Source organism: Bifidobacterium sp. ESL0704, assembly GCF_029392075.1.
Taxonomy (GTDB): Bacteria; Actinomycetota; Actinomycetes; order Actinomycetales; family Bifidobacteriaceae; genus Bifidobacterium.
Window position 1 is genome coordinate 767816 of sequence record NZ_CP113929.1, and the last position, 14305, is coordinate 782120.

Consider the following 14305-nt stretch of genomic DNA (forward strand, 5'->3'; position numbering starts at 1 on the left):
GACGCTGAGACGGAATAGTCGCCGCATCGCTTGCCGGCGGTGAACGGGCCGTGCGTCGGGGTAGAGTGGCAGGACGAAGTGTGGTGCGATGAAGGCGCACGCACATAGAGGCAGGCGGGAAATTCGTGCTACAGATCAAAGACATCAGCAAGCAGTACAAGACCGGCGATTTCGTCCAGAAGGCGCTCGACCATGTGAGCCTTACGTTGCGCGACAACGAATTCGTCGCGATTCTCGGGCCGTCCGGCTCGGGTAAGACAACACTGCTCAACATCATCGGCGGACTTGACCGTTACGATGACGGCGATCTGGTGATCAATGGCACGTCGACCAGCAAATACAAGGACCGTGACTGGGACTCCTATCGCAACCACACGGTCGGTTTCGTCTTCCAAAGCTACAATCTGATTCCCCATCAGACCATCCTTTCCAACGTCGAGCTGGCGCTTACGATTTCCGGCGTCTCGCGCAAGAGTCGCCGCCAACGTGCTGTGGAGGCTCTGAAGAAAGTCGGCCTGGGCGAGCACATCAACAAGAAACCGAACCAGCTTTCCGGCGGTCAGATGCAACGCGTGGCGATCGCCCGGGCGCTGGTCAACGATCCGAGCATCGTCCTCGCCGATGAGCCAACCGGTGCGCTCGATTCCGAGACGAGTGTGCAGATCATGGATTTGTTGAAGGAAGTGGCACAGGACCGTCTGGTGGTCATGGTCACCCACAACCCCGAGCTTGCCCATCAATACGCCAACCGTATCGTCGAACTCAAGGACGGCGTGATTCGCGGCGATTCACGCCCCGTCGAAGCCGAGGAAACGGGCGACGAAAAGCCTGCCGTCCATCGCACGATGGGCAAGGCCTCGATGTCGTTTGCCACTGCGGTCGCCCTGAGTTTCAACAACCTCAAGAGCAAAAAGGCCCGCACGATTCTGACCTCGTTCGCCGGGTCGATCGGCATCATCGGCATCGCGCTGATTCTCTCCGTCTCCACCGGTGTGAACCGCTATATTGCCGACATCCAGAAGGAGACGCTGACCTCGTACCCCATCGAGATCAACGAGCAGACCTTCGACATGAACAAGATCATGGACACGGCCCAGGCCAGTGCGGATGCCAGGAAGAACGACTCAGGCAAACACCGTACGGGCATTTACCCCGACGATTCCAGCATCAAAGGCGCCTCGTCGATGACCTCCGGCATCACCACCAACAATCTGAGCCCCTTCAAGAAGTTCCTCGACAAACCGGGCAACGACGTATGCAAGTATGTCGGCGACGTCGGCATCCAGTATTCCTACGCCCCCAAATTCTCGGTGTTCACTCACGATTCCAAGGACACGCTCGTTGACGTTGACGGTGTGAAAGTCGGCGGCCCGCAAGGCATGCAGAGTGCGGCTAGCACCATCGCCGGGCTCAACTCGTCCTCCGGTGATATCTCGAGCCTGCAATCCAAACAAATGGCGATGCTGACCGGCAAGACCGATGCCAACAAGGCACCCGATGCGTTTGCCGAGATCATGCCCGGTGAGCACGCCGACAAGCAGCCCATCAGTTCGGTGATCCGCGACAACTACCGGATGGTCAAAGGTCACTGGCCCAAGGCGAGCGATCAGGTCGTCCTCGTACTCGACAAGAACAACCAGATGCCGCTGACCCAGGTCTACGAGCTCGGCCTGCTTCCCGCCGCCGATTACAACGACATGATGAACCGGCTCAACAGCGGTGAAAAGGTCAAGACCGACACCAAACGCATCGATTATTCCAAAGCGATGAACCAGTCGCTGACATTGTTGCCCGCAGCCGACCAGTACGTCAAGGGTTCCGACGGACGCTACAAGTATGTGGGCAACGACGCCGACCAGATCGGCAAACTCATGGATTCCGGGTCCGCGGTGAAGCTCAAGGTCGTGGGCGTCATCCGGGCCGATGCGAACGCCAAGACCACGCCGCTGGCACCGGGAATCGGATACACGCGCATGCTCACCAACCAGCTGATTGACCACGCGAAATCCAGCGAGATCGTCGCCGCGCAGCAAGCCGATCGCACCCACAACATCCTGAACGGCATGACCTTCGCACCCTCCGACGACGCGACGAAGGCCGCCAACGCCAAGGCCTACGTCGCCTCGCTTCCCGTCTCGGACCAGGCGAACATGGCCAAGACGCTGATGACCCAGGCTCCCGGCGGCATGGGCGCGGCAAGTGCCAACCAGTCCGCCGACGTCACCAAACAGCGTGCTGCCGCCGCGGCCGCCGCAGGCAATGCCGCCGTTGCCAGCAACCCGCAAGAAGCGATTGCCGGCATGGGCGAGCAGCAGGTGGCACAGGCCTTCAGCAACTATCTCGCCACAGCCCCCGAGAACGTACTGGTCTCGATCTACAACCAATACGTGTCCACCGGCACCTACTCCGGCAATCTCGCCGATTTCGGCGTCATCGGCCGCGACGCTCCGAGTTCCATCAAGATCTATGCCGACAGTTTCGATGCCAAGAACGATATCGAGGACGCCATCAAACGCTATAACGACGGTGCGAAGAAGAAGGACCGCATCGTCTACACCGACTATGCGGGCCTGATGATGAACTCGGTGACCACCATCATCAACGTCATCACCTACGTGCTGATCGCCTTCGTCGCGGTCTCGCTGGTGGTCTCTTCGATCATGATCGGCATCATCACCTACATCTCCGTGCTCGAGCGGACCAAGGAGATCGGCATCCTGCGTGCGATGGGCGCTTCCAAGCACAACGTTTCCACGGTGTTCAATGCCGAGACGGGCATCATCGGCCTGTGTGCCGGGGTAATCGGCATTGTGGTCACGCTGATCTTGATCGTGCCTGGCAACGCGGTGATGCATCACTTCATGGGCACCGACCAGGTCAACGCCGCCTTGCCGCTGACCGGTGCGATCGTGTTGATCGTCCTGTCGGTGGTCCTGACGCTGATCGGCGGTCTTATCCCGTCGCGCAAGGCCGCCAAGCAGGACCCGGCAACGGCTTTACGCACCGAGTAGTCCGGTTCGCGAATTTCGTCAGCGACAGGTGCAGCCGGTTCTTGGCCGGCACCTGTGATGCTGTGACGGAAGGTGCAGAGAAAATCACGGAATAGGGCCGAATATCGTGATTTTCTCTGTATCTTTGGAGTAATTGCAGAGTTAATCACGATTACCGGTCGTTTTTTGTGATTAATTCTGCTTGAGATTAGAGATTGCAGAGATAATCACATTTGCCGAACACAGCGGCAATGAGGCCATGGTGATTCGCTTCTGGATGCGTCATCTTTCCGGCCTGCTATTTCGTTCTTGCCGGCGGCATTGTGAGCCCCGTATAGATTTTTGATATGGCAGGACGCGTGGCGGCGAAGGCGTGGGACGGTAACGTGGTATCAACCATTTATCGAAGCCGAGAAGGACATTGGGGGAGCGCTATGGTCGGTGACATCGAAGAGGGCTTGGCGGGCTGTCAAAAGCAGGAGGATTCGAAGCAGAACAATGGTCAAGCTTCTGTTTTTCGGCGAGAAAAACCCTGCAACGCATGGCAGCAGCGGTCTTTGGGTTTTGAGACCCGTGCCGTCCATGCCGGTTATGACCCGTATGAACACAACGGCGCGGTAAGTGTGCCGATCTATCAGAGCGCCGCTTTCGCCATGCACGACGCGGCCCGCGGCGACGGTCTCTCCTCTGGGGAAATCGAAGGGTTTTCGTATTCGCGCAGCGCCAATCCCACAGTCGATGCGTTGGAACGCAGGTTGGCCGATCTCGAAGGTGGCGTTTCGGCGGTGGCTCTCGCCTCCGGCATGGCGGCGGTGTCGTTCGCGTTGCTTTGCGCAGCGGAAGGTGGGGGCAGACTCATCGCCCCGAAAGATCTCTATGGTGCCTCCATCGACGCCATGGAAAGTTTCTTCCCCAAGTTCGGCATCCACACCGATTTCGTCGACGATATCAACGACATCGCTCAGGTCGAGGCGAAGATTACGCCCGACACACGTGCCGTGTTCGCCGAATCCGTGGCCAATCCCTCCACCCGCATCACCGATATCAAGCCGCTTGCCGATATGCTTCACCGCCACGGCATCGCCCTTATCGTCGACAACACCGTGCCAACTCCGTACTTGTTCCGCCCCATCGAGTTCGGGGCCGATATCGTCATCCATTCCACCACCAAAGGCATCAGCGGACATGGCGACGCCTTGGGCGGGGTGGTTGTCGACTCCGGGAATTTCGACTGGGCCAACGGGCGTTTCCCACAATTCACCCAGCGGGAGCTGGTCGTCAGCGACGAGCGGAAAGGTGTCTGGAAAAGTTTCAGCGAAGCCTACGGTGCTGCCGCATTCGCCGGACGCGTGCGCATCAAGTATCTGCACAATCTCGGTGCTGTGATGTCGCCAGCCAACGCCTACCTGCAGCTGATCGGCCTTGAGACGCTGCCGCAACGTTTGCGTCAGGAGACCGATACCGCCCTCGAAATCGCGCGGCATTTGGAAGCATCGCCACATGTCATGCAGGTCAATTATTCTTCCCTTGATTCCAGTCCCGATAAAGCTCTCGCTGCCCGTTACTTCCCGCAGGGGATCGGGCCAGTGCTCTCTTTGCGGATGGAAGGCGACGAATCGCATATCAACCGTATCGTTGATGCCGTCAAGGTGTTTTCCTACGTCCCCAATATCGGCGACACGCATTCGTTGATCGTCAATCCCGCACGCATCACGCATCGCGAAGTGCCTGGTGACTACCGAAGTGCCGCAGGAGTGGACGACCACTTGCTGAGGCTCTCTATCGGACTGGAGAAGCCCGAAGATCTTATCGCCGACCTAGACCGGGTAATTGCGCAAGCTTACTGACGGATGGGACGGATAAGACGATTTGACCCGGCTTGCGTGCATGGATGCTGGCGAACCGGGTCAAATCGATGAGAAAGGCGTTGTCTGCATGGAAGGCTGCCCTTTATTTATTTTCCGCCTTCCAGCTCCTTGCTGCGCTTGGCTGCAGCGGCCATGGCCAAGGAGCTGACGAAGTTGACCGGTTTGTCGAAGTTGGGCTGGAAGAGCATGTCGGTACCGGCGAGCTGGTCAACGGTGAATCCTGCCTGAATGGCTACGGAGATGAGGTTCGCGGCCATGGAAATGTCGTGCTTTGCCGCAAACTGGGCGCCGAGAATACGGCCGGTGATGCGTTCGTAGACGATGGTCGCCGTCACGGGAGTGGTGGAAAGCATGAATTCCGGACGATAATTTTCCCGTATGGTGGCGGCCTGCGCATCGATGTGACGACGATTGGCCAGATCGAGGGTCATTCCGCTGGAAGACATCGACAGGTCATAGAGCTGGATGGCGCTGGTGGCCTGTGTGCCGGCGTATTGCTTGGTGGGCTCTTCGATGTTTTCGCCGATCAGCAACGCTTCACGAATGGCGTTGGTGGCCAAGGGGCGGTATTCGTCGCTGTTGGTCGGGTTGAAATGCACGGTCGCGCAGTCGCCGGCCGCAAATACGTCATCGAGAATGTCGTTTTCAGGCGTGGCGGCACGCATGTATCTGTCGACGATGATGGCACCATAGCCCAACGTGCGCAATTGCGAGGAGACAAGGGTGGTGTTCGGCACGAAGCCGGCACCCATGACGGCCAGGTCGGCGGTGTATTCCCCAAGCTCGGTGACGACGGTGACGCCGGAACTCTCAACGCCGTCACGGTTGGTTTCGGGGCGGAATGCGACGACTTTCTGATTCATGGCCAGTGTGACACCATGGTCCCGATAGGCTTCCTCGGCCTGGCCGGTGACGTTTTCGTCGTAATTGTTGTCGAGCACATGCGGCAGAGCATCGACGAGCGTGACCTTGATGCCGCGGGTGCTCAGCTGTTCGGCGAGCTCGCAACCGATATATCCTGCGCCGACCACTACGACCGATTTGATGCTCTTCGTGCGTTCGACGATGCGCTTACCGTCGTTGTAATCCTTGCACAGCATCGCCCGTCCGCTCTCCAGCGCCTCGCGCAGGCCTTGGATAAACGGTGTGGCAGGAGAGGAGCCGGTGGTGATGACGAGTTTATCGAAGCGGTATTGTTTGGATTTGCCGGTGTCGAGATCGGTGGCGTCGAGTTTCTTGCCTTTGACGTTGATGTCGTTGACTTCATGGCGCATGTGCATGTGCGCGCCGGCCTTTTCAAGCTCTTCCGGTGAGCTGTAAAACATCTTCTCCGTGCTGCTGACATGGTTTCCGGCCCAGAGGGCGATACCGCAGGAAAGGAAGGAGATGTTGTCGTTCTTCTCGAATACGTCCACCGTCCAATCTGGATGATTGCGAAGAATGGAAGTGGCAGCAAACGTTCCGGCGTGTGTGCAACCAATGACGGCGACTGTAGTCATAACAACTCCCTCTGACGATTTCTACAAGTCATGTAGTACTTTAGAAAAGGGTAATGCTCTCTTTTGAAATATAATACCTAAAAGACTCGACGGTTGTGTTGCGATTGTGGATTGGTTAAAACGTTTTAAGTAATTTTTCTCGGCTATTTTTTGCGGTAAAACGCAATAGTGGCAAGCATTTTGCTGAGTTTTACTATATGTGTCGATTTTTTACATATCTTTCTTCTCGTAACGCTAAATGCTCACATGTTGAAATATGCGGCATGGTATGAATCATTGGATGTGTCAAAGGCGGTCGTCGGTTTGCCGGGATATTTTTCCCAAGAGTGCGAATGGTGGTTTTTTGTCGATGCCGGACGTATGCCCTTGGGGGATCTGGACGTACAATCACCGATATAGGAGAGCTTATGGGCGGTACAACGAAAACGGTAACAACAACGCCGGTGATGATTGCGATGGGCCTTGTCGTAGGTGGGGCCTGTGGCTCCTTGGCTCGTTTGGCACTGAGTGCGCTGCAGCCAGCCGATGCCGCCTGGCCGTGGGTGACCATGGCCATCAACCTCACCGGGGCCGTCCTTCTTGGGTTCATCACGGCCTACATGGCACAGCTCGGACCGGATATCGACGCGTGGAGGGTGACCAGACTCAGCCTTGGCACCGGCCTGATCGGTGGGTACACCACGTATAGCACGTTGATGCTTGAGGTCGCCAGGCATGTCAATGACGGACGCTTGGGCATCGCCATGTCGTATCTGTTGGGCAGCGTAATCTTCGGACTTGGGTGCGCGATGCTGGGACTGGCGCTTGGCGAGGCCCTCGGTAAACGCCGCATTCGGCTCAACGCATCGGGGGCTGTCGGCAAGAACCGGGCAAACAATGTCGAGATGACTCACAAAACGGCTGAATACGGCGACAAGGGCGTCCCTCATGCCTTTACTTCCTCTCGGAATGCGGCAGAGTCGGTAGAAGCGGCAGGGTCGGCTGAGGCGGCTGAGGCGGCAGGATCGGCAGAAGCGGCAGGGGCGGTAGAAGCGGCAGGGTCGGTAGGGTCGGCTGAGGCGGCAGGATCGTCAAGATCGGCAGAATCTGCAGAATCTGCAGGGGCGGCAGGATTGGCAGGATCGGCAGAAGCGGAAGAGCCCGCTGCATTCAGCGAATCCGCAGAACCCGATCGCCGCCCATTGGCAGGCACCGCGTTCATGCTCTGCTTCTGCGTTGTCCTTGTGGCGCTGCTGGCCGATTGGAATCATTGGCGGACCGGTGGCGCGTTGATGCTGTTGGTCCTCGCCTCGTTTCTTGGCGGTCTGGGCGCTTTTGCGCGCTATAGCGTCGACGCATGGGTTAACAACCACGTTCATCTTCCCTTTGCCTGCGGCACGATTGTCGTCAACCTCACCGCCTGCCTGGCAATGGGCCTGATAGTCGGCTGGTGTGCGACGCACGCGGGCACGTCGGCGCTGCAATACCTTCTGGCATCAGGGTTTCTCGGCGGTTATTCCACCTTCAGCACCGCCAGTGTGGAGGGTGCGAAGCTGATGCTCGGCGGCAAACCGGGTTGGGCTTTCGTCCATACTGTCGGCATGATGATTGTCGGTCTGGCTCTTTTGCTGCTTGGCATGCTTGTCTAGATGATACATCCGCAGGTCACGGCCGTGCATGGCTGCCGAAGTGCGGATGCGGCAGGAAACTGACGTATCGTCCCGGGCTCCGTCGACGGTGTAGACATCGGCTTTGTGTAGGCGGCGTCGACCGTCGCGCAAAGGCGCCACCGGGGGTGCTGATAGGATTTGAGGTAAGAATGCTTTCCATGTGGTTGAAACATGACGCATGGTGAGGCATTGCTGTTGCCGTCATCGTAAACGTTGAGAGTAAGAAGGAAAAATATGGCAGGACTCATTTTCCTGATTGTCGTTCTGATTATCATCATTGGGCTGATTATCGCTGGTATTTTCGTGGTGCCGCAGCAGCAGGCCTACGTCATCGAACGTTTCGGCAAGTTCCTGAAGGTGCAATTGGCCGGTATTCATCTCAAGATTCCGTTCGTCGACCGCATCGCTACCAAGACCAATATGCGCGTCAACCAGCTGAACGTCAAACTCGAGACCAAAACGCTCGACAACGTCTTCGTCACCGTCGTCGCCTCCACGCAGTTCCGTGTCGATCCCAACAACGTGGCCACCGCCTACTACGAGCTGCGCGATCCGGCGGGCCAGCTGCGCAGCTATGTCGAGGATGCGTTGCGTAGCGCCATCCCCGCGCTCTCGCTCGATGACGCGTTCGCCAAGAAGGACGACGTCGCCGCCGACGTGCAGAAGACGGTGGGCGGCGAGATGGCGAAGTTCGGTTTCACCGTCGTCAAGACGCTGATCACCGCCATCGACCCGAGCCCCGCGGTCAAGACCGCGATGGATTCCATCAACGCCGCCCAGCGCGAGAAGGAAGCCACCCGCCAGCGTGCCGATGCCCAGCGCATCCAGATCGAGACGCAGGCCACCGCCGACGCCGAAAAGACCCGTCTGCAGGGTGAAGGCCAGGCCAATTACCGCCGTGAGATCGCCAACGGCATCGTCGACCAGATTAAGAGCCTGCAGGCCGTGGGCATGAACATCGCCGACGTCAACAACGTGGTGCTCTTCAACCAGTACCTCGACGTGATGCGCTCATTGAGCGAGTCGGGCAACGCCAAGACCGTTGTGCTTCCGGCGTCCACGCCCGGCGGCTACCAGCAGCTCTTCGACGAGGTCACCAAGGCCATGGTCACCTCCAACGAGGCGAAGTAGGGGCGGATCGGCAAGGTTGGCTTTGTTGCGCCCGACCTTGCCGGTTGGTGAACGGCTTCACCGTATATCTATTTTCATGAGCATAAACGGCTGAACCCCATGGATTGGGTTGCTTGGCTTTAGGCACAAAGTCGTGTCATTGCGTTGGGCGGATTCCTCACTCACCGAGGAATCCGCCCAACGTCTATATGCTGCCTATATGCCGCTATATGCCGCCAATTGTCGGTTGTATCGTCGGTTGTCGAACATATCGGTGCTGGAAAACTGCATGTGCGGTGCCGTAACAGTCCGTTTCCCAGCAGCAAAATGCAATCCGTTGCGCAAGCCGTCAGTTGGCGAGGAATTCAGGTACGGCCTCGGCTGCAGCCAACCCCTTGCGGTACATCGCTTCCAGACCTTCGTCGGTCTTGCTCAGCGTATCGAGCCCGCACAGGTCGTCGGGAGCGAGGATCAGCACCTTGCCTTCTGCCGCTAGCTTTTCGGCGACCTGCATCTCCTCGTTATAGGTGCGATAGCGGTGCTTGAGCCGTTCGGCAGCGGCAGGGTAGGAGCGTTTCAGAAGCGCTGCGGGCGCGGCGTCCTTCTTCGCCTCGCGTATGAAGTCACGCTGGTGGGTGAGGATGAGCACGATACGGTCGTAGCCCTCGTTGATCGCCAGCTCAACGGGAATCGGATCGGCGATGCCTCCGTCGTAATAGGGGATACCGTCGATGACGTAGGGTTCGCAGGCCACCGGTACCGCGCTGGAGGCTTTCATGATGTCGTAATCGTCCTGATGCACATCGGATTTGTCGAAATAGCGAGCGTAGCCGTTGCGGGCGTCGCAGGCCACCACGGTGAACTGCGTGGGTGAGGCGGCGAAGGCGGGGTAATCGACCGGATATTCACCATCCGAGTTGGAAAGGGTGCCGTAGATATAGTCCAGGTTGGCGTAATTATGCAGCTTGATGAAGTTGTCCGCGCTCGCGTATTCCTTGCGGCTGGCATACTTCGTATAGAACGTGTACGTGCGTCCGCGTTGCCCGGAGATATAGGAGATCATGTTCGCACTGCCTGCGGATACGCCGTAGCATTTGTCGAATGTGAGCCTAAAGTCCATAAGCCGATCCATCACGCCTGCCCCGTAAATGGAACGGAAGCCTCCTCCGACATCGATCAAAGCGGTTTTCGTCATTTCTTTACCCTCCTTGAATACTCAGTCATTGTGTCGAGTGAATCGAGCATACGTCCGCCTTACGGACATTGTTTCGCCCTTGGCCGGAGAGTGCGCAAACGGTGATATGGTGACGAATTATCGCTGCAGGAAGGTCTTTGAGGCGGAAAGACGGGTTTGGAAACCAACCAATCAGGAATCGAGGCGTTTGGCGGCCAGGACGGCCATGCGCTCGCTGGTGTCCGAGTTTTCCAGGGTCACGCCGCCTTGGGCGTCGGAAGCGGCCAGTTCATGGGAGGCTTCGAGCAGGTCGTGCAGGTGGCGGACGGTGCCCTCGTTGCCGTCGATGATGGCGGTGGAGGCGGGGAGCAGCTCGCGGAAATAGTCGCGGTAGAAGACGAAATGCGTGCAGCCGAGTACTACGGAATCGATGGTATCGAGGTCATAGACGTCGAAATAGCGATGCAAGGTGGCCATGACCAGGTCGTGGTCCTCCAGCTGATCGTGCTCCACGATTTCCACGAGGTCGGGGCAGGGCTGACGGTAGATGGTGTTGTCGGCACTGAAACGGTGCATCAGCGCGGTGAATTTCTTTTCGCGAAGTGTCAACGGGGTGGCGGCGACGATGACGCGTTGCGGCAATCCGTGCCCGCGATCGCAGGCCACTTTCAGCGCCGGCTCCATGCTGATGATAGGCAGGTCGTAGGTCGCGCGCAGATCGTCGACGGCGGCCGAAGTGGCGGTGTTGCAGGCGATGACGATGGCCTTGACGCCCATGGCGATGAATCGTTCGACGATGGCGAAGGAAAGCCTGCGCACTTCTTCCGGTGTCTTGGTGCCGTAGGGGGCGTTGGCCGAATCACCGAAATAGATGATGTGTTCGTTGGGCATTTCCCTGCGGATTTCCCGTACCACCGAGATACCGCCCAGTCCCGAGTCGAACACGCCTATCGGAGCGTTTGATGCCATGTTGTCCTCTTTCGCCACGATGTTGAACCGTCTGATTGCAAGCTTAGTGATTTCGTTTTTGTATCCTACCGGTTTGAACGAACATGCACATGATAGTCGACCGGGTGAATCGTGGGAACGTTTGCGGCGATGGCATGAGGCCGGCTGCGCTCAATCCGCCTGAAGCGTTTGGCGCATGTCCATGAGGCCGGCAACGGGTAGACTGTCGGTTATGAGTCTTGCGCAATATGTCTATAAAGGCAACGGCACCGGCAACGATTTCGTCATCTACCTCGATCGCGAGGGCAGGTTCGAGCCGACCGACGAGGAGGTCCGCCATGTCTGCGATCGTCATTTCGGCATCGGTGCAGATGGGCTGATACGGCTGACAAAGCCGGAATATGTCAGTGACCTTTCGTCCGAGCAGATAGCGCTTTGCCGCCAAGACGGTGCGCAATGGTTCATGGACTATCGCAATGCCGACGGAACGCTGGCGGAGATGTGCGGCAACGGCACCCGGGTGACGACGCTGCTTGCCCAGCGTGCCGGCATTGCCGAGGCCCCAGGCGGGACTCCTTTCAGGCTGGGCACCCGGGCAGGGGCCAAAACGTTGCGCTCGCTGGGAGCGCTTGCACCGTATGGCGATGATGTGTTCCAAGTGAGCTTGGGCGCCGGAAGAATCGGGGACCTGGACACTTACCGGGTCACCATTGACGGCACGCCGGGCGAGGCCGTTGGAACCTACGTGGATATGGGCAATCCCCACGTTGTCTCCGTTCTGGAGGACGGCAAGGCCACGCTGCCTGCCGTTGAGGATTTGAACCTCGTCGTCAAGCCGACGGTCACTCCATCGATCAAGACCGACCAGAATGTCGAATTCGTACGAATCGATGCCTGCGACAAAGCTGCCGGTACGGGTCGTGCCACGATGCGTGTCAATGAGCGCGGATGCGGAGAGACGCTTTCCTGCGGTACGGGACTTGGCGCCACGTCGGTGACGTTGAGGGCGAAAACCGGGGTGAGCCATTGGGACATTTCCATCCGTGGAGGATTGGTGCATGTCGACGTCAGCGATGACGATGTGCTGCTTACCGGTGCCGCTGCAATCGTGGCGAAAGTGGAGCTGCTGTAAGCGGCATGGCCATTTCGGGAAAGAAAGATGCGGCGTAGGCAGGTGTAGGCAGCCACCGCACAACAAAAACCCGTACCAGCGTCTGGAAGACGGTAGTACGGGTTTCTTGTTATCAGAGTCAAAAGCCGGTCAGGCGAAAATGGCCGCGCCTTCCTTGACGAAGATAAGCGCGATGATGGCGAAGATCCACACGATGTCGACCATCCAGTCATAACGCATGCGATAGTAGGTGTTCAGTCCCTTACGCCAGCGCTTCCGTGGTATTTTCTGTACGGTTACCGTGGCGTGGGTCAACCCTATGAACATGACTGTCGTGGCGAACATCATGGTCATGCACCAAGGGCAGAGCGCCTTGATGACGAACATGGACTGGGTCATCAGCCAATATGCGTAGAGAATCGCGGTGACCCCGCCGATCCAGGCAGCTGCCGAGAACCAGTAGGGGAGCTTGACGTTGCAGGCGCCGACCACGGCGACGGTGACGAACACCGAATAGAAGCAGATGCCGAAGAACGCATTCGGGAAGCTCAGGCCACCGAACTTGATGATTTCGGCCTGCCATGATTCTGCGACGGTGGAGCAGGAAAGCACGGAGTTCACGTCGCAGCCCAACGCCTTGTTCGGGTTGCGGGCGAGCTTCAGGGTATCCGCGGCCAGCATCAGCGAGGCGAACAGGCCGATGCCCGCTCCCAGGCACATCACGCCGTAGTTCCAGATGGGTCCGTGGAAGAACCCTATGGGTTCGCGGTTGTCGCTGAATTCAGAGGGCAGCCGGCCGTTGGAATCTCCCGATGTTGTTTCCAAATCCTTCACGGCAGCTACGCTGTGTTTAGTCGACATGCATATCCCTGCTTTCTGTTCCCTAGCATTCCATCGGCTGTCGGGCTCATAGGCCTACGATAGGTCTATGACTAGCGACGAATATAACGATTGCGGTCCGGTTTCCGGCTGGGACCTTCATTGTCACACGGTATTTTCCGATGGTACCAAGACCCCTGCCGAACTTATCGACCTTGCATGCACAAGTGGGCTGCACGGTGTCGCAATCACTGACCATGATACCACTGCGGGTTGGCGTGAGGCTCAACAAGCCGCCGAAAGTCAAGGTTTCCCTTTGCTGCGTGGCAGCGAGATCACCGCGCAGGACGGACATGTCTCCGTTCATATGCTGGCCTATCAATACGATCCGGAGAACGAAGGCATCGTTGAGCTGTTCCGCTCGACGCGTCAGGCGCGTTTAGAACGAGCCAGGCGCATGGTCTCGCGTTTGTCAAAGGATTTTCCCATCACCTGGGATGATGTGACCGCTCAAACCAAAAAGGGTGAGAACACGACGGTGGGCAGGCCCCATATGGCCGATGCGTTGGTGGCGGCGGGGTTCTACCGCACGCGTTCCGAGGCATTCGCGGGAGCCATCTCGTCCTCCAGCAAATATTACATACCGACGCCTTCGCCCACGGCCTTGCGGGTCGTGCAGGTGGTGCGTCTGGCCGGGGGAGTGAGCGTTGTCGCCCATCCTTGCGATTACAGCCGCAACAGGGTCCTGCTTTCCGATTCCCAGATCAGGCGGTTGGCTGATGCCGGATTGGACGGGCTCGAGGTCTGGCATCGTGGAAACGGCGACGATGGGCGCCGGCGTCTGCTGAAACTTGCCGACGAGCTCGATCTGCTTGTCACGGGAGGCTCGGATTGGCATGGGGCGGGCAAGCCCAACAAGCTGGGGGAGAATGTGACGGCAGATGATGTGGTGGCTCAAATCGTGCAGCGCGGGGCCGCCGGCATGGTCGCCTAGGTCGTTGTTGTCGGTTGTCGGTCTGTGGTTGCCGAGTTGCCGAGTTGCCGAGTTGCCGAGTTGCCGAGTTGCCGAGTTGCCGAGTTGCCGAGTTGCCGAGTTGCCGAGTTGTCGGGCTGTCGGGCTGTCGGGCTGTCGAAGGC

10 protein-coding genes are annotated in these 14305 nt (G+C 58.3%); 6 read left to right on the plus strand and 4 right to left on the minus strand.

What is annotated here, in order from left to right:
- Positions 1-125 precede the first annotated feature (125 nt).
- Positions 126-3011: an ABC transporter ATP-binding protein/permease gene (locus OZX64_RS02555; protein WP_277173621.1), complete on the plus strand. Its 2886-nt coding sequence runs from the start codon at positions 126-128 to the stop codon at positions 3009-3011.
- Between the two features lie 326 nt (positions 3012-3337).
- Positions 3338-4837 carry a PLP-dependent transferase gene (locus OZX64_RS02560; protein ID WP_277173623.1) on the plus strand — a complete coding sequence of 500 codons (1500 nt, stop codon included), beginning with the start codon at positions 3338-3340 and terminating at the stop codon, positions 4835-4837.
- Between the two features lie 107 nt (positions 4838-4944).
- Here OZX64_RS02560 and OZX64_RS02565 read toward each other — a convergent pair whose 3' ends face one another.
- Positions 4945-6357, minus strand: coding sequence for an FAD-dependent oxidoreductase (locus tag OZX64_RS02565; RefSeq protein ID WP_277173625.1), 1413 nt, complete (start codon positions 6355-6357; stop codon positions 4945-4947).
- 407 nt (positions 6358-6764) lie between these two features.
- On the opposite strand from OZX64_RS02565, the gene OZX64_RS02570 reads away from it, so the two are divergent.
- Positions 6765-7985 (plus strand): CrcB family protein, encoded by a 1221-nt coding sequence (locus OZX64_RS02570; RefSeq protein ID WP_277173627.1) that lies wholly within the window; start codon positions 6765-6767, stop codon positions 7983-7985.
- Positions 7986-8240: 255 nt separating this feature from the next.
- On the plus strand, positions 8241-9137 hold the full coding sequence (locus OZX64_RS02575; RefSeq protein ID WP_277173629.1) for an SPFH domain-containing protein: 897 nt from the start codon (positions 8241-8243) through the stop codon (positions 9135-9137).
- 328 nt (positions 9138-9465) lie between these two features.
- Here the strand turns inward: OZX64_RS02575 and OZX64_RS02580 are convergent, their stop codons facing one another.
- A complete protein-coding gene (locus OZX64_RS02580) occupies positions 9466-10311 on the minus strand; it encodes a patatin family protein (RefSeq protein WP_277173632.1) in 846 nt (281 codons plus the stop codon).
- Positions 10312-10482: 171 nt separating this feature from the next.
- Entirely contained in the window at positions 10483-11259 is a 777-nt protein-coding gene (gene murI / locus OZX64_RS02585) for a glutamate racemase (protein ID WP_277173633.1), read from the minus strand.
- Positions 11260-11470: 211 nt separating this feature from the next.
- Between murI and dapF the strand changes: the two genes are divergently transcribed.
- On the plus strand, positions 11471-12370 hold the full coding sequence (dapF, locus tag OZX64_RS02590) for a diaminopimelate epimerase (RefSeq protein WP_277173635.1): 900 nt from the start codon (positions 11471-11473) through the stop codon (positions 12368-12370).
- A 129-nt stretch (positions 12371-12499) separates the two neighbouring features.
- Here the strand turns inward: dapF and OZX64_RS02595 are convergent, their stop codons facing one another.
- The gene (locus OZX64_RS02595) at positions 12500-13069 is read right to left on the minus strand and encodes a vitamin K epoxide reductase family protein (protein ID WP_277157451.1); all 570 of its coding nucleotides are present in this window, start codon (positions 13067-13069) and stop codon (positions 12500-12502) included.
- A 208-nt stretch (positions 13070-13277) separates the two neighbouring features.
- Between OZX64_RS02595 and OZX64_RS02600 the strand changes: the two genes are divergently transcribed.
- Complete coding sequence (locus OZX64_RS02600; RefSeq protein WP_277173637.1) at positions 13278-14162, plus strand: PHP domain-containing protein; 885 nt, start codon at positions 13278-13280, stop codon at positions 14160-14162.
- Positions 14163-14305: the final 143 nt, after the last annotated feature.